The sequence below is a fragment of the Stenotrophomonas maltophilia group sp. SKK55 genome (assembly GCF_057179845.1).
In genome coordinates, this window is record NZ_JBXUHP010000011.1 from 260,724 (window position 1) to 284,230 (window position 23,507).

General features: G+C 67.1%; 21 protein-coding genes and 1 pseudogene. 12 read left to right on the forward strand and 10 right to left on the reverse strand.

All coding sequences use genetic code 11. From position 1 onward, the window contains the following. Nucleotides 1–80: 80 nt before the first annotated feature. The 4 genes from AC2A1N_RS06165 to AC2A1N_RS06180 all read left to right on the forward strand — a co-directional run bounded on the left by AC2A1N_RS06165 (nt 81) and on the right by AC2A1N_RS06180 (nt 6,687). Entirely contained in the window at nt 81–2,183 is a 2,103-nt protein-coding gene (locus AC2A1N_RS06165; RefSeq protein ID WP_484371779.1) for a M13 family metallopeptidase, read from the forward strand. A gap of 216 nt (nt 2,184–2,399) precedes the next feature. Continuing rightward, a complete protein-coding gene (locus AC2A1N_RS06170; RefSeq protein ID WP_484371780.1) occupies nt 2,400–4,409 on the forward strand; it encodes a M13 family metallopeptidase in 2,010 nt (669 codons plus the stop codon). A gap of 123 nt (nt 4,410–4,532) precedes the next feature. Next, nucleotides 4,533–5,027, forward strand: a complete 495-nt coding sequence (locus tag AC2A1N_RS06175) for a VOC family protein (protein WP_061479636.1) — start codon at nt 4,533–4,535, stop codon at nt 5,025–5,027. A gap of 76 nt (nt 5,028–5,103) precedes the next feature. Beyond that, nucleotides 5,104–6,687 (forward strand): phytoene desaturase family protein, encoded by a 1,584-nt coding sequence (locus tag AC2A1N_RS06180; RefSeq protein ID WP_242893873.1) that lies wholly within the window; start codon nt 5,104–5,106, stop codon nt 6,685–6,687. 49 nt (nt 6,688–6,736) lie between these two features. Here the strand turns inward: AC2A1N_RS06180 and AC2A1N_RS06185 are convergent, their stop codons facing one another. From AC2A1N_RS06185 to AC2A1N_RS06215, 7 genes and pseudogenes are all read right to left on the reverse strand, one after another. Further along, nucleotides 6,737–7,411: a rhomboid family intramembrane serine protease gene (locus AC2A1N_RS06185; protein ID WP_061479637.1), complete on the reverse strand. Its 675-nt coding sequence runs from the start codon at nt 7,409–7,411 to the stop codon at nt 6,737–6,739. A gap of 93 nt (nt 7,412–7,504) precedes the next feature. Beyond that, nucleotides 7,505–7,933 (reverse strand): MGMT family protein, encoded by a 429-nt coding sequence (locus AC2A1N_RS06190; protein WP_429001063.1) that lies wholly within the window; start codon nt 7,931–7,933, stop codon nt 7,505–7,507. Next, the gene (locus AC2A1N_RS06195) at nt 7,840–8,760 is read right to left on the reverse strand and encodes a DMT family transporter (protein WP_134968064.1); all 921 of its coding nucleotides are present in this window, start codon (nt 8,758–8,760) and stop codon (nt 7,840–7,842) included. The genes AC2A1N_RS06190 and AC2A1N_RS06195 overlap by 94 nt, the downstream gene beginning before the upstream one ends. Nucleotides 8,761–8,919: 159 nt before the next feature. Next, on the reverse strand, nt 8,920–10,278 hold the full coding sequence (gorA, locus tag AC2A1N_RS06200) for a glutathione-disulfide reductase (RefSeq protein WP_061479640.1): 1,359 nt from the start codon (nt 10,276–10,278) through the stop codon (nt 8,920–8,922). Beyond that, nucleotides 10,275–10,427: pseudogene (locus AC2A1N_RS06205) on the reverse strand (amino acid dehydrogenase); the annotation flags it as partial. The gene gorA and the pseudogene AC2A1N_RS06205, both read right to left, overlap by 4 nt. Nucleotides 10,428–10,458: 31 nt before the next feature. Next, nucleotides 10,459–11,703 carry a DUF418 domain-containing protein gene (locus tag AC2A1N_RS06210; protein ID WP_242893876.1) on the reverse strand — a complete coding sequence of 415 codons (1,245 nt, stop codon included), beginning with the start codon at nt 11,701–11,703 and terminating at the stop codon, nt 10,459–10,461. A 99-nt stretch (nt 11,704–11,802) separates the two neighbouring features. Next, entirely contained in the window at nt 11,803–12,285 is a 483-nt protein-coding gene (locus AC2A1N_RS06215) for an FKBP-type peptidyl-prolyl cis-trans isomerase (RefSeq protein WP_061479642.1), read from the reverse strand. A 111-nt stretch (nt 12,286–12,396) separates the two neighbouring features. On the opposite strand from AC2A1N_RS06215, the gene AC2A1N_RS06220 reads away from it, so the two are divergent. Together AC2A1N_RS06220 and AC2A1N_RS06225 are read left to right on the forward strand one after the other, a co-directional pair. Then, entirely contained in the window at nt 12,397–12,936 is a 540-nt protein-coding gene (locus tag AC2A1N_RS06220) for a C40 family peptidase (protein ID WP_005418044.1), read from the forward strand. A 131-nt stretch (nt 12,937–13,067) separates the two neighbouring features. Continuing rightward, entirely contained in the window at nt 13,068–13,841 is a 774-nt protein-coding gene (locus AC2A1N_RS06225; protein ID WP_061479643.1) for a C40 family peptidase, read from the forward strand. Between the two features lie 259 nt (nt 13,842–14,100). Here AC2A1N_RS06225 and AC2A1N_RS06230 read toward each other — a convergent pair whose 3' ends face one another. Continuing rightward, the gene (locus AC2A1N_RS06230; RefSeq protein ID WP_061479644.1) at nt 14,101–15,435 is read right to left on the reverse strand and encodes a dicarboxylate/amino acid:cation symporter; all 1,335 of its coding nucleotides are present in this window, start codon (nt 15,433–15,435) and stop codon (nt 14,101–14,103) included. A 154-nt stretch (nt 15,436–15,589) separates the two neighbouring features. Between AC2A1N_RS06230 and AC2A1N_RS06235 the strand changes: the two genes are divergently transcribed. From AC2A1N_RS06235 to AC2A1N_RS06255, 5 genes are all read left to right on the forward strand, one after another. Continuing rightward, the gene (locus AC2A1N_RS06235; RefSeq protein ID WP_242893878.1) at nt 15,590–17,296 is read left to right on the forward strand and encodes an alkaline phosphatase; all 1,707 of its coding nucleotides are present in this window, start codon (nt 15,590–15,592) and stop codon (nt 17,294–17,296) included. Further along, nucleotides 17,293–17,838: a WG repeat-containing protein gene (locus tag AC2A1N_RS06240; RefSeq protein ID WP_242893881.1), complete on the forward strand. Its 546-nt coding sequence runs from the start codon at nt 17,293–17,295 to the stop codon at nt 17,836–17,838. The genes AC2A1N_RS06235 and AC2A1N_RS06240 overlap by 4 nt, the downstream gene beginning before the upstream one ends. Nucleotides 17,839–18,464: 626 nt before the next feature. Continuing rightward, a complete protein-coding gene (tilS, locus tag AC2A1N_RS06245; RefSeq protein WP_242893860.1) occupies nt 18,465–19,751 on the forward strand; it encodes a tRNA lysidine(34) synthetase TilS in 1,287 nt (428 codons plus the stop codon). Between the two features lie 36 nt (nt 19,752–19,787). Further along, nucleotides 19,788–20,048 carry an exodeoxyribonuclease VII small subunit gene (locus tag AC2A1N_RS06250; RefSeq protein ID WP_005410522.1) on the forward strand — a complete coding sequence of 87 codons (261 nt, stop codon included), beginning with the start codon at nt 19,788–19,790 and terminating at the stop codon, nt 20,046–20,048. Continuing rightward, nucleotides 20,038–20,916 carry a polyprenyl synthetase family protein gene (locus AC2A1N_RS06255; RefSeq protein WP_061479647.1) on the forward strand — a complete coding sequence of 293 codons (879 nt, stop codon included), beginning with the start codon at nt 20,038–20,040 and terminating at the stop codon, nt 20,914–20,916. Before AC2A1N_RS06250 ends, AC2A1N_RS06255 begins: the two co-directional genes overlap by 11 nt. Before the next feature lie 75 nt (nt 20,917–20,991). Here AC2A1N_RS06255 and AC2A1N_RS06260 read toward each other — a convergent pair whose 3' ends face one another. Beyond that, nucleotides 20,992–21,363 carry a DUF4870 domain-containing protein gene (locus AC2A1N_RS06260; RefSeq protein ID WP_005418071.1) on the reverse strand — a complete coding sequence of 124 codons (372 nt, stop codon included), beginning with the start codon at nt 21,361–21,363 and terminating at the stop codon, nt 20,992–20,994. Nucleotides 21,364–21,450: 87 nt separating this feature from the next. Then, nucleotides 21,451–22,818 carry a metalloprotease PmbA gene (gene pmbA / locus AC2A1N_RS06265; protein ID WP_171957219.1) on the reverse strand — a complete coding sequence of 456 codons (1,368 nt, stop codon included), beginning with the start codon at nt 22,816–22,818 and terminating at the stop codon, nt 21,451–21,453. A gap of 68 nt (nt 22,819–22,886) precedes the next feature. Between pmbA and yjgA the strand changes: the two genes are divergently transcribed. Further along, nucleotides 22,887–23,474 carry a ribosome biogenesis factor YjgA gene (gene yjgA / locus AC2A1N_RS06270; RefSeq protein WP_088496583.1) on the forward strand — a complete coding sequence of 196 codons (588 nt, stop codon included), beginning with the start codon at nt 22,887–22,889 and terminating at the stop codon, nt 23,472–23,474. Nucleotides 23,475–23,507 lie beyond the last annotated feature (33 nt).

The window sequence follows — 23,507 nt, forward strand, 5'->3', positions numbered from 1 at the left end:
GTCTGGCCGGCGGCGTATCGTTCGGCCCACGGTCGCACCTGCGGCCACTCCCTGACTCACTCGGCCCGGAGGCCATTCAAGTGACCCGTACTCCCAAGATCGTGCTGCTGACCCTGGCCGTTTCGGCCGCGCTGGTCGGCTGCGGCAAGACTGAAACCCCGGCCAAGGACGCCGCCGCCTCCGCCCCGGCCACCGCCGAAGCCACCACCTATAAGCTGGACGAGAGCAAGCTGCCGGCCTACAACGCCTTCCAGCCGAGCGACCTGGACACCACCAAGGACGCCTGCACCGCCTTTGGCGACTACGTCAACAGCAAGTGGCTGGCCGCCAATGAAATCCCGGGCGACCGCACCAGCTGGGGCGCGTTCACCATCCTCGACGAGCGCTCGGTGGCCGTGCAGCACCAGCTGGCCGAACAGGTCGCGCAGGTCAAGAACCCGAACCACATCGAGAAGATCGTCGGCGACCTGTGGGCGACCGGCATGGACGAAGCGAAGATCAACGCGCAGGGCATCGAGCCGCTGAAGGCCGACCTGGCGGCGATCGACGGCCTGCAGGACAAGGCAGCGATCGCCAACTACCTGCGCACCAGCGCCGCCAAGGGTGACAACGTCCTGTTCGGCTTCGGTGCCGAAGCCGACTTCAAGAACTCGGCCATGAACATGGCCTACGCCAGCCAGGGCGGCCTGGGCCTGCCGGATACCACCTATTACACCGATGCCAAGAACGCCGACAAGCTGAAGGCCTACCAGGCGCACGTCGCCAAGGTGCTGGAGCTGTCCGGCGTCGCCGCGGCCGACGCGGCCAAGCAGGCCGAGGACGTGATCAAGTTCGAAACCCGCCTGGCCAAGGCTTCCAAGTCGCGCGTCGAGCTGTCGCGCAACGTCGAGCTGTACTACAACCCGGTCACCCTGGCCGACGCCGACAAGCTGACCCCGAACTTCAGCTGGACCGAGTTCTTCAAGTCGCAGGGCGTGGCCGCACCGGAGAAGTTCTCGCTGGCCATGCCGGCTTTCCATGAGGAAGTGAGCAAGGCGCTGGGCGATACCGACCCGTCGGTGTGGCGCGCCTACCTGCGCTTCCACACCGTGGACAGCGCCTCGCCGTACCTGGCTGACGCCTTCGTGCAGGAGAACTACGAGTTCTACGGCAAGACCCTCAACGGCCAGAAGGAACAGAAGCCGCGCTGGAAGCGCGTGCTGGGCACCATCGAGAATGATGCAGGTGAAGCCTTCGGCCAGCTGTACGTGAAGGTCGCCTTCTCGCCGGAAGCCAAGGCGAAGATGGAAGAACTGGTGAAGAACCTGGCCGCCGCGCTGAAGGACCGCATCCAGGGCCTGAGCTGGATGAGCGAGGAAACCAAGGCCAAGGCCATCGCCAAGTGGGAGACCTTCACCCCGAAGATCGGTTACCCGGACAAGTGGCGCGACTGGTCGGGCCTGCAGACCCAGCGCGACAGCTTCCTCGGCAACGTGCGCGCGGCCAACGAGTTCAACTACAAGTTCAACCTGTCCAAGATCGGCAAGCCGGTGGACAAGACCGAGTGGGGCATGACCCCGCAGACCGTCAACGCCTACTACAACCCGCTGCAGAACGAGATCGTGTTCCCGGCCGCCATCCTGCAGCCGCCGTTCTTCGATCCGAAGGCCGACGACGCGCTGAACTACGGCGGCATCGGTGCGGTGATCGGCCATGAAATGACCCACGGTTACGACGACCAGGGTGCACGCTTCGGGCCGACCGGCAACATGGAAGACTGGTGGACCCCGGCCGACAAGAAGAACTTCGAAGGCCTCACCGGCAAGCTGGTCAAGCAGTTCGACCAGTACAAGGTCGACGGCCAGGCGGTGAACGGCCACCTGACCCTGGGCGAGAACATCGCCGACCTGGGTGGCCTGGCCACCGCCTACGACGCGCTGCAGAAGGCCTCCGCCGGCAAGGAAGATGCGAAGGTCGATGGCTTCACCCGCGACCAGCGCTTCTTCTTCAACTGGGCCACCGTGTGGCGCACCAAGTACACCCCGGAAAACGCCAAGGTCCGCCTGGCCACCGATCCGCACGCCCCGGCGCAGTTCCGCGCCATGGGTGCGCCGTCGAACCTGCCGACCTTCGCCGCCGCGTTCCAGTGCAAGGCCGGTTCGCCGATGGCCCGCACCGGCGAGCAGCAGGTGGTGATCTGGTAAGCAACGGCTGACGTTGCGGCATACCTGCAAGGGCCCGGGAATTCCCGGGCCCTTGTTTTTCACAGCGCCCGTCATCCGCGCATGGCCCACGCCGTTGGTAGATGCCGACCTTGGTCGGCGCACGGCTCGGCGGAGCCACCGTGATGCGTGCATGCCGCGCCCATGCCCGGCTTGCTATAGTGCGCGCGCCCTCAATCCATCACGGATTCGTTCCACATGCCCAACTTCCGTCCGCTTGCCATCGCCCTGGGCATCAGCCTGGCGACTCTGCTCCCGACCCACGATGCGTTTGCCGCCGCCAAGAAGAAGGCCTCACGCGCCCCGGCCGTCAGCGCCCAGTGCAGCGACTTCTACGATGCCACCAATGCAGGCTGGCTGAAGGCCAACCCGGTGCCGCAGACCGGCGCCACGACCGCACTGGGCCAGCTGGTCGACCGCAGCCGCCAGCAGCAGCGCGACCTGCTCGACGCCGCGATGAAGTCGCCGCAGGGCAACGTGCAGAAGCTGCTGGGTGACTTCTGGGCCAGCGGCTTTGACGAAGCCGCCGTGGAAGCGGACGGTTCCAATCCAATCGCCCCGCTGCTGACCCGCATCAACGCCATCAAGAAGGCCAAGGATGTGCCGGCCTCGATCGCCGCGCTGCACCAGGTGGGCATCCCGGTCGCCTTCAACTTCGGCCCTGACGTCGACCTGAAGGCACTGGACCGCCACATCGGTTACTTCATGCAGGGCGGCATGGGCCTGCCGGATCCCGCGTTCTATACCCGCACCGACGCCGATACCGTGGCGCTGATGGGTCGCTACCGCAACTACGTCAAGCAGATCCTGGCGCTGACCGGCACCCCGGCGGCCAAGCTGGATGCCGAATCGCAGGCGGTGATCGCGCTGGAGACCGAGCTAGCGCGCAACGCGCAGTCGCTGGCCGGCATCAACAACCCGTTCAACAACTACGCGCCGATCTCCACCAAGGAGCTCAACAGCCGCTACCGCAACCTGCAGCTGGACGCGTTCCTGAAGGCACAGGGCGTGGATGACGATCTGGTCTCGCTGGCCGATCCGGGCCTGTTCAAGCAGCTCGACGGCATGGTCACCAAGCTCAAGCCGGACCAGTGGAAAGCCTACCTGCGCTGGCGCGTGGGCGATTCGATGGCGCCGTACCTGTCCAAGGCCTACCGCGACGCCGAGTTCGAATTCCGTGGCCGCGTGCTGCGCGGCGAAACCCTGCCACCGCAGCGCTGGGAAAGCGTGCTCGATGCGATCAACGTAGCCGCCGGCCCGATGGTGGGCCGCGAATATGCCGCGCGCTACCTGTCCGCCGAAGATCGTCGCCAGGCGGCGTGGATCGTCGACAAGCTGCGCGAAGTACAGATCGAAGCGGTCAAGAACAACAGCTGGATGAGCGCCGAAGCCAAGGCTGAAGCGCAAGCCAAGCTGGCTGCGCTGAAGATCGAGATCGGCACCCCGCTGCGCGACCTGGACTACAGCGTGCAGCCGATGGGGCGCGGCTCGTTTGGTGGCAACATGCTGATTGCTTCGACCTGGCGCCACCGCGAGGAAATGAAGCGCATCGGCAAGGGCAATGCCGACCGTCGCTGGGACGTGCTGCCGCAGCAGCCGTCGCTGGCCTACGACCTGGCGCAGAACCGCCTGATCGTCACCGCCGCGATCCTGCAGGGCCCGGTGTTCAACGCCAAGGCCGACACCGCCGACAAGTTCGGCAGCTTCGGGGGCCTGGTCGGCCATGAGCTGACCCGTGCGATCGATGCCAAGGGCGCGCTGGTCGATGCCAAGGGTGAGTTGCGCAGCTGGTGGACCCCGGCCGACAAGACCGCCTGGACCCTGCTCGGCAATCGCGTGGCCGCGCAGTACAGCGCCTACGACTTCCCGGGCGTGAAGGGTGCCAAGGTCAACGGCACGCTGACCCAGGAAGAGAACCTGGCCGACATCGCCGGCCTGGAACTGGCGTGGGCGGCGTATGCCGCGCAGGAGCCCAAGGCCAAGCAGGCACAGCAGCAGGGCTTCTTCCGCGCCTGGTCGTCGCTGTGGGCACAGCAGCTGTCGCCGAACGAGGCCGCGCGCCGCCTGACCGCCGACATCCGCGCACCGGGCCTGTGGCGCAGCAACGGCACGCTGGCGAACCTGCCGGCGTTCGGTGCCACCTTCAGCTGCAAGGCCGGGCAGCCGATGCAGCGCAGCGAAGCCGACCAGATCAAGGTATGGCGCTGAGCCGGCTGCCGCACCGGGAGTACAAAGGGCGCCTTCGGGCGCTCTTTTTTTGCGGGTGCAGCACGATCCCGGATTAACACCGGGCGTGCTATCGCTGCGCCTTCGTCCATCGTGGAGCCGGACATGGCACACAAGAACACGATCTGTATCTGGTACGACAACGGCGCGCTCGAGGCCGCCACCTTCTATGCCAACACCTTTCCCGACAGCGCGGTGAGCGCTGTCCACCACGCCCCGGGCGACTACCCGGACGGCAAGGAAGGCAACGTACTGACGGTCGAATTCACGGTCTGCGGCATCCCCTGCGTCGGCCTCAACGGCGGCACCGCGTTCAAGCACAGCGAAGCCTTCTCCTTCCAGATCCAGACCGAGGACCAGGCCGAGACTGACCGCTTGTGGGACGCCATCGTCAGCAACGGCGGACAGGAGAGCCAGTGCGGTTGGTGCAAGGACCGATGGGGCGTTTCCTGGCAGATCAGCCCACGCATGCTGATCGAAGCGGTGACCAGCCAGGACAAGGCACTGGCCAAGCGCGCCTTCAACGCGATGATGCCGATGAAGAAGATCGACATCGCCACCATCGAAGCGGCAATCAAAAAAGGGGACGGAGGGGATTAAGTCGTTATTCCCCATTGCCTGTGACCCCATGCGGATTGCGACTTAATCCCCTCCGTCCCCTTTTTCCGAGGTGCTGATGTCCTGGGATGCGATCATCATCGGTGGCGGCCACAACGGCCTGGTCTGCGCGGCCTATCTCGCACGTGCTGGCAAGAAGGTGCTGGTGCTGGAACGTCGTGGCGTTCTCGGCGGCGCGGCGGTCACCGAGGAATTCCACCCCGGGTTCCGCAACTCGGTGGCGTCCTACACGGTGTCGCTGCTGCAACCAAAGGTAATCGACGATCTGCAGCTGCATGCGCATGGGCTGCGCATCATCAATCGCCCGGCCAACAACTTCCTGCCATTGCCGGACGGCCGCTACCTGCTGTCCGCACCGGACCGCACCCAGGCCGAGGTCGCGAAGTTTTCCGAGCGGGATGCACAGCGGCTACCCGAATACGAAGCGCGCCTGGAGATCTTCGCCGACGTGCTGCGCGCCTGGGCCCTACGCGCGCCGCCGGACCTGGGTGCAGCAGGCGGTTGGCGTGCGCTGCCCGCCCTGTGGCAGATGGGCCGTCTCGGTCGTGAACTGGCCACGCTGGATGCCTCGCTGCGGCAGGAGCTGCTGGACCTTTTCACGCTGTCGGCGGCCGAGTACCTGGACCGCTGGTTCGAAAGCGAGCCGATCAAGGCGCTGTTCGGCTTCGATGGCATCGTCGGCAACTACGCAAGCCCCTATACACCGGGCAGTGCCTACGTACTGCTGCACCACGTGTTCGGCCAGTGCAATGGCATGAAAGGTGCGTGGGGCCATGCGATCGGTGGCATGGGCGCGATCAGCCAGGCCATCGCCACTGCCGCGCGGGAGGCCGGGGCTGAGCTGCGCGTGGATGCCGGTGTGCAACGCCTGCTGATCGAGCAGGGTCGTGTCGTGGGCGTGGCGCTGGCCAACGGCGAAATCCTGCGCGCACGCGCGATGATCGCCAACGTCAATCCAAAGCTGCTGTACGAGCAGATGCTGGCACCGGAGCAAGTACCGGACGCGACGCGCGAACGCATGGTGAACTGGCGCTGCGGTTCCGGCACGTTCCGGATGAATGTCGCGCTGTCGCAGCTGCCGGACTTCCGCGCTCTGCCCGGTCCCGGCGATCACCTCAGCGCCGGCATCATCATGGCCCCAAGCCTGGATTACATGGACCGTGCCTGGCTGGATGCGCGTCGCAATGGCTGGTCACGCGAACCAATCGTGGAAATGCTCATTCCCAGCACGCTGGACGATTCGCTGGCGCCGCCGGGGAAGCACGTCGCCAGCCTGTTCTGCCAGCACGTGGCGCCCGTGCTGCCCGGTGGGCGTCACTGGGATGATCATCGTGAAACGGTGGCCGATCTGATGATCGCCACCGTTGAACGGTATGCGCCGGGTTTCGCTGGCAGCGTACTGGGCCGCCAGGTGCTGTCACCGCTGGATCTGGAGCGCACCTTCGGCCTGATCGGCGGCGACATCTTCCACGGAGCGCTCAGTGCCAACCAGTTGTTCTCGGCACGGCCGATGGTTGGCCAGGCTGGCTATCGTGGTGCCCTGCCCGGCCTGTATCTGTGCGGGTCGGGAACACATCCCGGGGGCGGCGTGACCGGCGCGCCAGGTCACAATGCGGCGCAGGTGGTGTTGCAGGATCTGTGAGGGCGTGCCAACCAAGGTTGGCACCTGCAGCGTCAAATGATCCTTCGGATTATTTGACGCTGCGCAGATGGTTCGGGCGATTCGGCGGGCCGGGTGGGCGGCGCTTGTTGAACGGCGGCTGCCCGCGCCAGTAGCGGATCAGCAACCAGCCGAACAGCATGCCGCCGAGGTGCGCGAAGTGGGCCACGCCTGGCTGCAAGCCGGTCATGCCCAGCACCAGTTCGCCCACGCCAAACAGGATCACGAAGGTCCGCGCCTTCATCGGGATCGGCGGGAACAGCAGCATCACCCGCTGGTTCGGGAACAGCATGCCGTAAGCCAGCAGCAGGCCGAACACGCCGCCAGAGGCCCCCAGCACCGTGGCCGGGTTCTCCAGCAGCGTACCCACCAGCAGCTGGCAGACACCAGCACCGGCCACGCAGACCAGGTAATACAGCAGGAAGCGCTTTTCGCCCCAGGTCTGCTCCAGCGGCGCGCCGAACATGAAGACCGCCAGCATGTTGAAGAACAGATGCATGAAGCTGCCATGCAGGAAACCGTAAGTCAGCAGCTGCCAAGGCTGGAAGTTGCCACCCGGCGAGAATGCGTCGAAGCCCTGCTGCAGCGGTTGCAGCATGAACGGCTCGAAGGTCTGCATGCCGAGCAGGAACGGCTGCTGCAGCAGGAACAGGATCGCGTTGGCGATCAGCAGGGCCTTGGTGACGGTTGGCAGACGCGGGAACATGGGAGCACCGGCATGGAACGGCCTCCATCATAGCCGCAGCATCGTGTCTTGTTGGCGACCCGCGGGTCCGGCCTGTTCAGTCGCCAGCGATGCTCAGCGCGGACCCCAAACGGCAGCATCCAGCACAACCGCCGGATCGGTCGTGGGCATCCGCACCCGGCCGTTCTCAACCACCACGCCCTCGGCACGCAGCCGCTGCGACTGCTCGCGCCAGCCCGCCGACCCTTCTTCCATGGCGATGCGCCCATCCGAGCGCAGCACGCGGTGCCAGGGCAGGTCCGGGTCGTCGTTCTGGCCCAGGATGCGCGCGGTCAGGCGTGCACGCCCGGGCAGGCCCGCGCGCATCGCCACCTGGCCGTAGCCCATCACCTGCCCCGCCGGGATCGCGCGGATCACCGCCAGGATGCGCGCACGCGCCTGCTCCGGCGTCAGCGCCGCAGGCGGGTCACCAGCAGAACGCCGATCAGCACCAGCACGGTGCCGGCGATCTGCGCCGGCCCCATCGGTTCGTCGAGCAGCCATAGGCTCATCACGATGGTGGAAACAGGGCCCAGCATACCGACCTGTGCGGCCAGCGACGAACCCACGCGCTGCACCGCCAGCATGATCGCCAGCACCGGCAGCACCGTGCACACGGTGGCATTGACCATCGACAGCCACTGCACCGGCGCCGGTGCCTGCCACAACAACGGCAGCGGATGGGTCACCGCGAAATGCAGCAGCACCAGCACGCTGGCCACGCAGCTGGCGTAAGCGGTCAGCCGCACCGCGCCGATGCGCGCGACCACCTGCCCGCTGCCGAACAGGTACAGCGCATAGCTGAGCGCACTGCCCAGCACCAGCAGGCTGCCGACAATGATCTGCCCGCCCTCGCGCTGCAGGTCATGGCCGAACGCCAGCAGCACGCCCAGATAACTCAGCACCAGCGCGCCGATCTGCCACCGACCCGGCCGCTGGCGCGCCAGCAGCACGTTGATCAGCAGCACCAGGGTCGGGTTCAAGTACAGGATCAGCCGTTCCAGCGTCACGCTGATGTACTGCAGGCCCTGGAAGTCGAGCAGGCTGGACAGGTAATAGCCGGTGAAGCCCAGCCACAGCACGCGGGCACGGTCGGCCCAGGACAGCGGCGTGGCCCGGCGCGCGGCCCACAAGGCCATCAACGCGAACAAGGGCAGCGCCATCAGCATGCGCAGGGCGAGCAGCGTGGTGGCATCGACGCCGTGGCGCAGGCCGAGCTTGACGATGATGGCCTTGCCGGAAGCAGCAATGGCGCCGATCGCAGCCAAGCCGATACCCCCCAGCGCGATGCGGGGGGAAGCCGTAGCGATGCGGGAAGCGGGCGTGGACATCAGGACGACGGCGGGCCGCGCAGAGCGGCCCGGTAAGGCGTGGGGGCGCCCATTGTCGCACGGGCGCCCCCGGTGCCCTGTAGAGCCGAGCCTGCGCTCGGCTTCGCCAAGCCTGGGCGAAAAGCAGCCGAGCGTGGGCTCGGCTCTACAACTGCGGGCTCAGCGCATCAGCACCACTTCCTCGGCCGAGGTCGGGTGGATCGCCACGGTGTCGTCGAACTGGGCCTTGGTCGCGCCCATCTTCACCGCCACCGCGAAGCCCTGCAGGATCTCGTCGGCCGCTTCGCCCAGCAGGTGGATACCCACCACGCGCTCCTCCGGGCCCGCGCAGACCATCTTGAACAGGCTGCGCTGGGTGCCGTTGGCCAGCGCCTGCAGCATCGGGCGGAAACGGCTGTGGTAAACGCTCACCTGGTCAAAACGCGCGCGCGCTTCCTCTTCGCTCATGCCCACTGCACCCAGCGGCGGATGCGAGAACACCACGCTGGCCACGTTCTCGTAATCCATCTTCGATTGCGGACGTCCACCGAACAGCCGGTCCATCAGCCGCCGCGAAGCCGCCACCGCTACCGGGGTCAGGCCGACCTTGCCGGCGATGTCACCGACCGCGTGCACGCTCGGCACAGAGGTAGTCTGCCATTCGTCCACCTGCACCTGCTCGTGCTCGCCGATGCCGATGCCGAGCGCTTCCAGACCCAGATCACGGCTGTTGCCGCGGCGGCCGGTGGCAAAGAACACCGCATCGAACACGCTGTCGATCGGGCCGTCATGGCCGAACGCACGCACGCGCTCGCCATCGCGCTGCAGTTCGCGCAGGCGATAGTCGAAGTGGATCCGCACGCCCTGCTGCTTCAGGTTCTCGGCCAGCTGGTCGGTCAGCTCGTAGTCGAAGCGCTCCAGCAACCGCTTGCCCCGCACCAGCAGGCTCACCTTGCTGCCCAGTGCCTGCAGCAACCCGGCCAGTTCCACCGCGATGTAGCCGCCACCAATGATCGCCACCTCGGCCGGTGCCGCGCGCAGATCGAAGAAGTCATCGGAAACCAGGCCCAGTTCCGCGCCGGGAATATCCGGACGCAGCGGATGCGCGCCGGTGGCGATCAGGATGTGCTCGGCGCTGTAATGCACGCCGTCACTGCAGGCCACGGTATGCGCATCGAGCAGACGGCCGCGCGCAGGGATGCGCACCACGCCGGTTTCATCCAGGCGCTTGTGGTAGCTGGTGTGGATGTTGGTGATGTAGGCCTGGCGATGGATCACCAGCTCCTTCCACGACAGCGCCGGGCGTGCCTCGACATCGAAGCCCATCGCATTGGCCAGGCCGATGCGCTCGTGCAGATCGGCCGCCAGCCACATCGCCTTCTTCGGCACGCAGCCAACATTGACACAGGTACCGCCCAGTTCGCCCGGTTCCAGCATCGCCACGCGCTTGCCATGCTGCGCTGCACGGATGGCACCGGCCAGGCCGGCGGAACCGCCGCCAAGGACGATCAGGTCGTAATCATAAGGTGCAGTGCTCATCGGAATCGCTCGGGTCGGTAAGGGGCAGGATCGATCGCTGGCGTGCGGCCGCAGACGAGATCGGCGATCAGCTGGCCGGTGCCGGCGCTCATGCTGATGCCGAGCATGCCATGCCCCGCTGCAAGCCAGACGTGAGGATGCGCGGGCGCGCGGCCGATCAGCACAGCGCGCGCCCATCGCTCACCCCTGCTCCGTCCTGCGCCGCATCGGTGGCCACTGCCGATAGGTCATCGCACGCCATATCCACTCGATCGGGCCGAAGCGGAAATGGCGCAGCCACAGGTGCGAGAAGACCACCTGCGCGGCAAACAGCAGCAGCGCGAACAACAGCTGCACGCTGCGCGGCATCATCTCGAACCTGCCCAGGCCATAGTGGTAGAAGGTCCAGGTACACAGCAGCGACTGGCCAAGATAGTGGGTCAGCGCCATGCGTCCGACCGGTGCCAGCCAGGCCAACCGCGCACGCCAATGCACGATCCACGCGAGGTAACCCAGGCACATCGGCAGGCCACCGATCGTCACCAGCGCCATCGCCGCCGTCACCGGCAGGCCGTAGGCACCCGGCGCCAGGTAGGGCTTCCAGGCAACACCCAGCAGCGTGACCACAAGGCCCAGCGGCAGTGCCCCCCAACGCAGCACCGCGTACAGCCGCGGAAAGCGCTCCGGCGTCGCCAACGCGCCGCTGCCGGCGAACCAGCTGCCGATCAGGAACATGCCCAGCACTTCCGGGCCGGTGATCAGCAGCGCGCCCATCGAGGTGCCGAACTCGCTCAGGCGCTGCACAGTGGCCTGCGCCCAGCTGCCCTGCCCGTACACCTGCCGCTGCAGGTCGATGCTCTGCTGCGCCTCGGCAAGCATGCCCCGCACCTCTTCGACCGAAGCCATCGACACCATCGCGCCCACCAGCAGCATCAGCGCAACGCCGCCCAGATAGACGATCACGCCCATCCACGGCAGCCAGCTGCGCGGCGCCTCGCGGCAGGCCAGCAACGGCAACGAGACCAACGCGTACATCACCAGGATGTCGCCGGACCAGACCAGCAGCGCGTGGCACAGGCCGATCAGCAGCAAGCCAGCGCTGCGGCGCAGGTAGAACGGGGTGAAGTCGCGCCCGGCGGCCTCAGCGCGCTGCGCCATCACCGCGAAGCCGGCGCCGAACAGCAGCGAGAACAGGGTGAAGAACTTGCCCTGCACGAACACGTACACAAAGGCATCGGCCCAGTAGTCGATGCCCCGCCAATGCACGTCGATGCCGGTGAAGGCCAGGTCCAGCGGTCCGCTGAAGGCCTCGATGTTCATCAGCAGGATGCCCAGCAGCGCGGCACCGCGCAGCACGTCCAGCACGGCGATGCGTTCGCCGGAAGCGACAGGCTGCAGGGAAGGAGAAGCGGCGTTCACGGGACGTCCGTCAGGCAGGTCCGCCATTATGCCGCCGGCCCGTACGCCATGGATGGCCGCGCCGTGTTCCAGAAACGCAACGGCCCGCCGAAGCGGGCCGCTGCATCCATCACGATCGCGCTGCGATCAGTGCTGGTGACCGCCGTCGCCATGGACGTGGCCGTGGTCGATCTCTTCCTTGCCGGCTTCGCGCACGTCGACGATCTCGACGTCGAAGTGCAGGTCCTTGCCGGCCATCGGGTGGTTCAGGTCGACGTCGACGACGCTCATGCCGACCTTCTGCACGGTCACCGCACGCGGGCCGAAGTTGGTCTGCAGCACCACCTGCTGGCCCGGGGCCAGCTTGGCGTTGCCGAAGTGCTTCTTCGGCACGCGCTGGGACAGGCCTTCACGACGCTCGCCGTAGGCATCGGCCGCCTTGACGTCGACGTTGAAGGTCGCGCCGGCTTCCTTGTCCATCATGGCGTTTTCCAGGCCCGGGATGATGTTGCCGTGGCCGATCAGGATCGCCAGCGGCTCGCCGCGGTCCTTGGACGACTCGATCGGCTCCTGGCCGACTTCGGAAACGGTGTAGTGGAAGCGGACAACGCGGTCTTTTTCGATCTTCATGCGCAACTCTGTCTGGATCTGCCGGAGGCAGGCGGGTTGGGGCGGGTTGTCGCCCGGCGGGGACGCCGCCATCATGACGGCCAATCCAAGGTGGCGCATTATCCGGAGATCATGCACATCACGCCAGTTTCGTCCGGCCCGCGCCGGTTTCTCGCCCCGGCCCTGCTGCTGGCCCTGCCTGTGTTGATGACCGCCTGTGGCGGCGGCAAGGCCACCCGCCCGGCGCCGCCCCCGCCGACGGCGAACTGGCCGAAGACCGTTCCGGACAACCCCGAGGCCGCCAACTCGGTGCTGATGCGGGCCATCAGCCTGGTCGGCACGCCCTACCGCTATGGCGGCAACACCCCGGATTCGGGCTTCGACTGCAGCGGCCTGGTCGCCTATGTCTATCGCGAAATGCTGGACCTGCGGCTGCCGCGCACCTCGCGCGACCTGGCCGCGGTACAGGGCCCGAAGATCGATCCGCAGCGCCTGGCCACCGGCGATCTGGTGTTCTTTGGCAGCCGAGGCAGCGTCACCCATGTCGGCATCTATGTAGGTGAGGGGCGTTTCGTGCACGCGCCAAGTACCGGCGGGACGGTACGCCTCGACTCGCTCAGCGGCCCCTACTGGAAAGACCACTACACAGGGGCGAAACGCGTCCTTCGCTAAAATGAACAGGCGATATGTTCAAAACTGTGACGAAAATCACAGCTGCAATAACGTTTTACTAACGGAATTTTTAACTTATCGGCGCTTTTACAGGGCATGATGCCCCATCGTTTTTTTCCTGTGACCGACGCGTGACGACTGACGACCTGAAAAGCGAAGGCCAGACTTCCGTATCTTCACGCAGTGCCCGCCCGTTGTTGCTTGGCCTGGCACTGTGCCTGACCAGCCTTCCGGCCTGGTCGCAGACTGCTCCGAACCGTTCCGATGTGCCCCCGGCCCCGGTGGCCGAAAGCGTCGCCCGACCGGCCGCCAAGGCCGAGGCTGCCGCTCCGCAGCGCAGCCGCGTCGATGCCGCCGCCAGCGCCACGCTGGCCGCCCTGCTGCCGCACCTGGCCGCCAACGACACCATTCCGCTGATGGACCGCTCGGCCGTGGTGGCCGGCGACCTCAGCCGCCTGCTCGCAAACTACGACACCAGCAGCGCCGCCAATGGCAGCGTTGTCGGTACCGCCGCCGACAACGGCAAGGTGCAGTCGCTGCTGCGCCGCGCGATGACCCTGCTGGGCACCCCGTACCGTTGGGGTGGCAGCAACCCGGACAGCGGTTTCGACTGCAGCGGCCTGGTCGGTTATGTGTTCCGTTCGGCCCTGGGCATCGAGCTGCCGCGCGTCTCGCGCGAGATGGCCCACGATGACAACGCCGAACTGATCAACGACCGCACCGCGCTGGCTGCCGGTGACCTGGTGTTCTTCGGCCGCAAGGGCCGCGTCGACCACGTCGGCATCTACGTGGGCGACGGCCGCTTCCTGCACGCACCGAGTTCGGGCAAGGACGTGCGCGTGGACACCCTGCTCAGTGGCTACTGGGGCAACAAGTTCATGCAGGCCCGCCGGGTCGACCTCTGATCCGCTGGCGCTACGGCGCCGCCTGAAAGACAAAAAGCCGCTGCCCCGCAGCGGCTTTTTTGTTTGCGCCCCCGGTAGGTGCCGACCTTGGTCGGCATCGCGCCGCCTGCCCTGGTGGGTGCCGACCGTTGGTCGGCACTGCCTCCATCCACGCATGGCGTGGATCTACCAGGACCCGCCTTGGCCGCCACCGCGCCAACCAGCTCCCAAACAAAAGGCCCGCCGGGTCAGGGCGGGCCTTTTACATCTCCACGCAACCTCAGCCGCGTGGCGGAGTCGGGTCTGGATCGTCCACGCCCACATTGCTGGACGGATTGTCATACACCGCCTGGTCGAGCAGCCCGGTTTCCTTGGCCACGAGCACCGGCACCAACATCTGGCCGGTCACATTTGTCATCGTGCGCATCATGTCCAGGATGCGGTCGATGGCATACAGGTAACCGATGGTCTCCAGCGGCAGGTTCGCCGCGCTCAGCACCACCGTGGCCATGATCACCGCAGTACCCGGCACGCCGGCGGTGCCGAAGCTGCCCAGCACCGAGGCGATCAGCACCACCACGTACTGCTCCGGGGTCAGCGGCACGCCGCTGTACTGCGAAATGAACACCGCGCACAGCGCCGGATAGATCGCGCCGCAGCCGTCCATCTTGATGCTGGCGCCCAGCGGCACCGCGAACGAACCGTAGTCCTTGTTCACGCCCAGGTTGTGGGTGATCGAACGCAGCGCCACCGGCATCGCAGCGAAGCTGGACGAGCTGACGAACGCAACCTGCATGCCCGGTGCGGCGCCACGGAAGAACTTCAGCGGGTTCAGGCCGTGCGCCAGCAGCAGCGCGCTGTAGACCACCACGATGTGCAGCGCACAGGCCACGTACAACGCCAGCACGAAATGGCCCAGCGGCAGCAGCTTCTCGAACCCATAGCTGCCGACCAGGCCTGCGATCAGGCCGAAGGTGCCGATCGGGGTGACTTCCAGCACGAAGCGGGTCACCTGGATCATGATGTCGCTCATCTGGCCGACCAGCTTGCGCGCCTCGGTCACCTTCTCGCCCAGCTTGACGATGGCAAAGCCCACCAGGCCGGCGAAGAAGATCACCGGCAGGATCGAGCCGCGACCCGCGGCCAGCACGGTCTCACCGGCCGCGTTGACCTTGGTGCCGATGCCGGACAGCGCATAGAAGACGTTGGCAGGCACCACGTCCAGCAGCACCTGCACCACGCTGGGCACTTCGCGCGGCACGTAGTTGCTGGCCATGGACAACTGCAGGCCACCCGCGCCGGGCTGCAGCACCGTACCCACGGCCAGGCCGACACACACTGCCAGCGCGGCGGTGATCACGAACCACAGGAAGGTGCGCCCACTGAGCGCGGCCACGGACTTCTGCCCGTGCAGCGACGAGATCGCGTTGATGACCGCGAAGAACACCAGCGGCACGGCGATCATCTTGATCAGGGTGACGTACAGCTCACCGAGCGGGCCGAACCACGTTTCCGCGGCCGGGCCGAGCGCCCAGCCGGCCAGCGCGCCGAGCACGAAGCCACCGACCACGCGCTGCCAGAACGGAATCCGCAGCCAGGCAGAGACCAGCTTCATAGGCAATCCAGAGGGGAAGGAAGGGATGCTGGCACGATAGCCCAAGGCAGCCCGCAGAACGACCGCCCGGCCGGCAAATCAGTGTGTCATCGGCGTGCCTTGCTGGGGCGGGCATAATGAATGTCCCGTTACAGTTTGTGAGATCCCAGCGTCCATGCGTCGTTCCGTCTCCCTGTTGGCCGCCTGCGCCACCACCCTTCTGCTGGGCGCCTGCGCCAGCACTGCCCCCGCGTCCGCCCCGGCCGGCCTGAAGGTCGCCGTCGATCCCGTCGCCCATCCGACCGGCGAGACCCCGCAGTGGTGGTACCGCAGCGGTGCCGCCCAGGCTGCGGCCAATGGTGCGATGTCCGGCAAGGCGAAGAACGTCATCCTGTTCCTCGGTGACGGCATGAGCCTGACCACCGTGGCCGCCTCGCGCATCTACGAGGGCCAGCGCAAGGGCGGCTCCGGCGAGGAGAACCTGCTGTCCTGGGAACGCTTCCCGGCCACGGCGTTCAGCAAGACCTACAACACCGATTCGCAGACGCCTGATTCGGCCGGCACCATGACCGCCATCACCACCGGCGTGAAGACCCACATGGGCGCGATCGGCGTCAGTGCCGGAAGCCGCACCGACTGTGCCGACAGCCTGTCCAAGGGCCTGCTGACCTGGCTGCAGCTGGCCGACAGCGCCGGCCTCGCCACCGGCGTGGTCTCCACCGCTCGCCTGACCCATGCCACCCCCGCTGCCACCTACGCGCACTCGCCCGAGCGCAACTGGGAAAACGACACCGACCTGACTGAAGCAGCCAAGGCGGCCGGCTGCAAGGACATCGCCCAGCAGCTGCTGTCGACCTCGCGCTATGGGCGCGGCCCGCTTGTCGCCCTTGGTGGCGGCCGTGGTGAGTTCACCACCGTGGAAGAGCGCGACCCGGAATACGACGACAAGGTCGGCCAGCGCCTGGACGGCCGCAGCCTGGTCCAGGAATGGCAGCAGGCGCATCCGCAGGGTGCCTATGTCTGGAACAGCAAGCAGCTGGCCGCGGCCGCAAATGCGCCGGCCATCCTTGGCCTGTTCGAGCCGGACCACATGCGCTACGAGTACGAGCGCCCGCAGGATCCGGGCGGTGAGCCGAGCCTGGCCGAACTGACCGCAGCGGCGATCAAGAACCTTTCAAGGCACCCGGAAGGCTACGTACTGATGATCGAAGGCGCGCGCATCGACCACGCCAACCACAGCGGCAATGCCTACCGTGCACTGACCGAGACCGTGGCACTGTCCGATGCGGTGCGCGTGGCCAACGAGCTGACCTCGGCCGACGACACCCTGATCATCGTCACCGCCGACCACTCGCACACGCTGAACTTCGTCGGCTACCCGGCACGCGGCAACCCGATCCTGGGCAAGGTGAAGGACAAGGGCGGCGAAGACGGCGCCGGCAAGCTGGACTACGCCCTGGACGGCACCGGCCAGCCGTACACCACGCTGAGCTACGCCAACGGCCCAGGCCACACCGGCAGCAGCAACCAGCAGCCGGCCGGGCCGAAGCGTTACCCGCACAACCCGAGCAGCTTCGAACCGGCCAACGGTCGCCCGAACCTGCGCGAGATCGACACCGAGCATCCGGACTACATGCAGGAAGCGCTGGTGCCGATGAAGTCCGAATCGCATGGTGGTGAGGACGTCGGCATCTGGGCACGTGGCCCGGGCAGCAAGGCGATCCGCGGCACGCTGGAACAGAACGCGATCTACCACATGATCGTGCAGGCCACCCCGGCCCTGCGCGAGCGCCTGTGCCAGGCCGGCACCTGCGATGACAAGGGCGTGCCGGTGCAGTTGCCGGCACCGACGGCCTTCGAACGCAAGGCCGAGGCCAAGTGATCGCGCGGCGGGCCCGCCCTGCCCCTGCCAGCGGCCGCTTTGCGCGGTCGCTGGCAATGCTTGGCGTGCTGGTCAGTGCCAATGCACAGGCACAGGCACCGGCATGCAAGCTGCTGACCGACGAACACGGGTTGTGGCCGCTCCCCAACTGCGAGGTGGTCGATCACCGGCTGAAGATCAGCGCCGATACGCTGAAGGACCTGAACTACGACGACCACGGCCTGGCCGTGGTGTATGCCGACCAGGGCTTCCACTACGTCGACCGCGCGGGCCGCAGCCTGCCGGTGCTGACCTGGGACAACGGCCCGGAAACGCCGCAGGAAGGCCTGCTGCGCGGCCGCGTCGGCAGCCGCGTCGGCTACTTCGACCTGAAGTTCCGCCAGGTGGTGCCCGGCACCTTCGATTTCGCCTGGCCATTCCAGGATGGCGTGGCCGAGGTCTGCAACGGCTGCCGCCGCGGCACGCCGGATGCCGATGGCCACACGCCGATGGAAGGCGGAGAGCGGTTCCGCATCCACCGCTCGGGCCGCCGGGTGAAGTAGGTTTTTCTGCAGGGCTGCGCCCTGCACCTGCAGATGCAACGGCAACGGCCGGAGCAACAGCAACAGCGTGCATTCCGTGGGATGGCGGGGCACCGTGGGTGTGCGGGGACGGCGCAAGTACGTCCATGTAGCCTTGGTCGCCGCATCCATGCGGCTCACACCCCGCAAACCCACAGTGCCCCGCCTTCGACAGTTTTCCGGTGGCCAGTAGATCCACGCCACGCGTGGATGAAATCTGTCAGATATCGAAATAAATAGGGGTCAGATCCGTTTTCCGCAGGAAAACGGATCTGACCCCAAGAGCAATTCCGACAGTTCGCAGGAATCTGTCGAAGGCGGGGTGGGTCCGGTTGCGGGGGCGTGAGCCGCATGGATGCGGCGACCGAGCTTACATGGGTGAGGGCGCTTTGCTTGCGAAGCATTGCTTCGCAAGCGCCCGAACGCACAGCCGCCAGCGGCTGGGCCGGGCCCCGGAGGGGGACTTGCAGCGCCCCCCGCAACCGGGCCCACCCCGCCAATCCTCAGGAAACCAGCTTCGGCTGTTGCTTCGGCTCTTGCAGCGGCCGTGGCCTCTGCAGGTGCAGGGCGCAGCCCTGCCAAGTAAACCCCACCCTATACTTGCCGGCGTGACTGCCTTCCCTGCCCTCGTTCCGCTCGATGCGCCGCTGCTGGTGGGCTACAGCGGTGGTGTCGACTCGACCGTGCTGCTGCACTGGCTGTGGCGCTGCGCACAGGCCTCCGGCACGGCGCTGCGTGCGGTGCACGTGCACCATGGCCTACAGGCCGATGCGGACGGCTGGGTGCTGCATTGCCAGCAGCACTGCGCGGCACTGGGCATTGAACTGGCCGTGCATCGCGTGCAGATCGACAATCGCGCGGGCCTCGGCCTTGAAGGCGCGGCGCGGCAGGCGCGACGCGCCGCCTTCGCGGCCGAACTGCGCGACGGCGAAACGCTGGCACTGGCGCAGCACCAGGACGATCAGGCCGAGACCTTCCTGCTGCGTGCCCTGCGCGGTTCCGGTATTGACGGCCTGGCGGCGATGTCCGCACACAGCCGCATTGGCGGGCATCCGTTATGGCGCCCCCTGCTGCCGGCAACGCGCAACGCGCTGCTCGACTACGCGCGCCAGCACGCGCTGCGCTGGATCGAAGACCCCAGCAATGGCCACGACCACGCCGATCGCAACTTCCTGCGCCTGCAGGTGCTGCCGTTGCTGCGCCAGCGCTGGCCGCATGCGGCTGCGGCATTGGCGGGCAGCGCAATGCACTGCGGGCAGACCCGTGCTCTGCTGGACGAGGAAGACGCCGAGCTGATCGCCCACCTGGAAGTGGCACCACGCGTGCTTTCGCTGCAACTGCTGCGCCAGGTGTCACCGGGGCGTGCCGCGCGCGTGCTGCGCGCCTGGGTGATCGGCCACGGTGCCGCCCCACTGCCGGCCACGGTACTGCAGCAGGGTCTGCACGAACTGCTGCCGGCCGGCAACGATCGCCAGGCGCGGGTGCGCTGGCACGAGCATGCCATCCAGCAATGGCGCGATCACGCCTATCTGCTACCCGCGCAGCTGCCATCGCTGCCCTACGGATGGCAGGCCGAATGGGATGGGCGTGCCCCCCTGCCGCTGCCCGATGGTGGCCAACTGCGCCTGCAGGGCGCCGTGGCCTTCGAACGCCCGCTTCAGGTCCGTGCGCGCGTGGGCGGCGAGCGCATCGTGCTGCCCGGTCGCCCGCATTCGCATGCACTGAAGGACTGCCTGCAACGCGAGCACCTGGCCCCCTGGCGGCGCGCCCAGCTGCCGCTGATCTTCGATGGGCCACAGTTGCTCGCTGCCGGCGACGTGGTCATTGCGGCCCCTCTGCAAGCCTGGTTGCAGGCCCAGAATGCTCAGCTGCAGTGGCGTCCCGGCGGCTGGTGAATTGACCCCCGCGCGCAGCCCGTCCACACTTGCCGCATGGCCAAGAAGTCCCCCGAAAACGCCTCCCCGGTCGCCCAGTTCGAGCAGTCGCTCGAATCGCTGGAACAGCTGGTGGAGCAGATGGAAACCGGCGAGCTGAGCCTGGAAGCCTCGCTCAGTGCTTACGAACGCGGCGTCGGTCTGTACCGCCAGTGCCAACAGGCGCTGGAACAGGCCGAACTGCGCGTGCGCCTGCTCAGCGATCCGGCGCAGCCGGAAGCATCCGAGCCTTTCGATCCGCCCAGCCATGACGGCTGAGGTTCTGTTCGCGCGCTGGCGCGATCGTATCGAAAGCCAGCTCGACGCCGCCCTGCCCTCGCCCGCCGAAGCACCGCAGCGCCTGCACCAGGCCATGCGCTATTCGGTGCTGGGCGGTGGCAAACGCATGCGACCGCTGCTTGTGTACGCCAGTGGCCATCTGTTTGGCGCGCAGCCTGAACACCTTGACGCAGCGGCGATGGCCGTCGAGCTCATCCACGCCTATTCGCTGGTGCACGACGACCTGCCGGCGATGGACGATGACGCGCTGCGACGCGGCAAGCCGACCACCCACATCGCCTTCGACGAAGCCACCGCGATCCTGGCCGGTGACGCCCTGCAGACCCGCGCCTTCGGTCTGCTGGCCGATGCGCCGCTGCCGGCCACGCTGCGCGTGGCCTGCCTGCAGACCCTGGCCCACGCCTCCGGTGCCTCCGGCATGTGCGGCGGCCAGGCGCTGGACATCGATGCCACCGGCCAGCAGCAGACGCTGGCGGCGCTGACCCGCATGCATGCGCTGAAAACCGGCGCGCTGATCCGCGCAGCGGTGCGCATGGGGGCGCTGTGCGGCCAGGCCCACGAACCACAGCTGGCCCAGCTGGACGGCTTCGCCGACGCGCTCGGCCTGGCCTTCCAGGTCCGCGATGACATCCTCGATGTCGAAGCCAGTTCCGAACAGCTGGGCAAGACCGCCGGCAAGGACCAGGCGCAGGACAAGAGCACCTTCCCCGCGCTGCTCGGCATGGACGGTGCGAAGGCGCAGCTGCGCGAACTGGCCGCACGCATGCAGGCCACGCTGGCCGACTATGGCGAAGAAGCCGATGCGCTGCGCGCGCTGGCAACGCTGGCGGTGGAACGCGATCACTGATCGCTGGCGTGACGTTGGCGCCAAACAGGAACGCCCGGCAATGCCGGGCGTTCCTGTTTGCGCATGCAGACGGTATTACTTGACCAGGCGCAGCGCGAACGGGTAGCGGTAGGCTTCGCCGTTGTTGGCCTTCACAGCGGCGATGATGCAGAACACCAGGTTCAGGATGCCGACGATCGGCGCCAGGATGCCGCCGATGATCACGATGGTCAGCACGATGCAGATCAGCATCGCAATGGTGATGGTGATCTGGAAGTTCAGCGCTTCCTTGGCCTGGTCTGTCACGAAGGACTTGCTGGCGTCATCCTTGTTGATCAGCCAGATGATCAGCGGGCCGATGAACCAGGTGAAGATGCCCAGCAGGTGCGCGGCCAGCGCCATCGTGCGCTGGTCGGCCGGGGCATTGGTGGTTGCCGGCGGCGGCGGGACGTTATCGAATTCACTCACGACAAAACTCCTTTTCATTGGGTGGTCTTGACCCACCAGCACCAAGCTGGATGCGTCAGGCGGGCATAGCTTACGCCATCGATGCCATCAATCATTACCGGCAATGGTCATCCGCCCCAGCAGGATCGAGCCGGTCCGGATGTGCGAGCGCGGGTCGACGTCGCTGCCGACCGCCTCGATGCTGCTGAACATCTCGCGCAGGTTGCCGGCGATGGTGACGCCGTCCACCGGGTACTGGATCTCGCCATTCTCGACACGGAAGCCGCCGGCGCCGCGCGAATAGTCGCCGGTCACCCCGTTCACCCCCTGCCCCATCAGCTCGGTCACCAGCAGGCCGTCACCCATCTGCCGGGCGATCTCTTCGAGCGAGCCGGCATTGGCCGCCAGCTGCAGGTTGTGCACGCCGCCAGCATTGGCGGTGGTCTGCAGGCCCAGCTTGCGCGCCGAATAGCTGCCCAGCACATAGCGCTGCAGCACGCCGTCACGGACCAGCGCCGAAGCACGGGTGGCCACGCCGTCGCCGTCGAAGGCGGCCGAGCGCAGGCCGCGGCGCAGGTGCGGCAGTTCGTCGATCTGCATCCACTCCGGGAACAGGCGCTGGCCGACGCTGTCCAGCAGGAAACTGGCCTGGCGGTACAGCGCGCCGCCGGACACTGCCGACAGCAGGTGGCCGACCAGGCTGCGCGCCACTTCCGGGGCGAACAGCACCGGCATGCTGCCAGTGGCCAACGAACGCGGCTGCAGGCGGGCGACGGTGCGCTCGGCGGCGCGACGGCCGACCAGGCCCACGTCTTCCAGGTCCCCCTGCGCCAGCGCGCTGGTGTACCAGCCATCGCGCTGCATGCCGTCGCCCTGCCCGGCGATCAGCGCGCAACCGATCGAATGGTGGGTGCCGCGCTCACGGCCGAAGAAGCCGTGCGAATTGGCGTACACCGACAGGCTCTGCATGCTCGACACGGAAGCGCCATCGGAATTGCGGATCTGCGCATCGGCCTCGCGGCCAGCCGCCTCGCAGGCCAGGGCCAGGTCCACCGCCTCATCGGCCTGCAGCGCCCACGGGTGCCAGCCATCCAGGTCCGGGAAGTCGGTGGCCATCAGTGCGGCCTCGGCCAGGCCGGCGGCCGGGTCATCCTCGGTATGCCGTGCGATCGCGCAGGCCTGCTCGACCGTAGCGGCCAGGCTGGCCTCGTTCAGGTCGCCAGTGCTGGCACTGCCCTTGCGCTGCCCGAAATAGACGGTCACGGCGATGCCACGGTCACGGGTGGACTGCACGGTCTCGACCTCGCCGAGGCGGACATTGACCTCCAGGCCGCGGTCCTCGCTGCAGCTGACCTCGGCCTGGCTGGCGCCCAGCGCGCGGGCGCGGTCGAGCAGCTGCTGGGAGAGGTCGGCCAGCCGTTCCAGCCGGGCCAGGCTGTCGTCGCCGACGGCCACTTCAGGGGCGATCACGTTCAATGCTTTATCCTGTACGGGTTGGGCCCGGCATCACGCCGGGCGACTTTTTTTGAAATCAGGTAGGGACGATGCGCGGACGCGACGAAGAAACCGGTGAATTCCACGACAAGAGCCGCAGCCAGAACCGGCGCGATGCACTCGACGTGCTGGCCCTGGGTGAGAAGCTGGTGTCGCTGACCCCGGCCCAGCTGGCGCGCCTGCCGATTCCGGAAGACCTGCTGCCGCACATCGCCGAGTGCAAGCGCATCACCGCCCACATCGCCCACAAGCGCCAACTGGCGTTCCTGGCCAAGCACATGCGCCGCGAAGAAGAGGCCACGCTGGATGCGATCCGCGATGCGCTCGACGCCAACAGCGAAACCGGCCGCCGCGAAGTGGCGATGATGCACCGCGTGGAAGACTGGCGCGACCGCCTGCTGGCCGAGGGTGACAAGGCGCTGGCCGCTCTGCTCGATGACTATCCGCAGGCCGACCGCCAGCAGCTGCGCACGCTGGTACGCAACGCGCAGGCCGAGAAGGCCAGGAACAAGCCGCCGCGCGCTTACCGCGAGATCTTCCAGGTGCTGCGCGGCCTGATGCTGCCAGCCGCGCTGGGCCTGAAGGCCGGCGCCGAAGACGCCGACCACATCGGGACCGGCGAGGCTGACGAGGACTGAGTCCCCGTCGGCCCGGGCGGTTGCTGTGGCCAT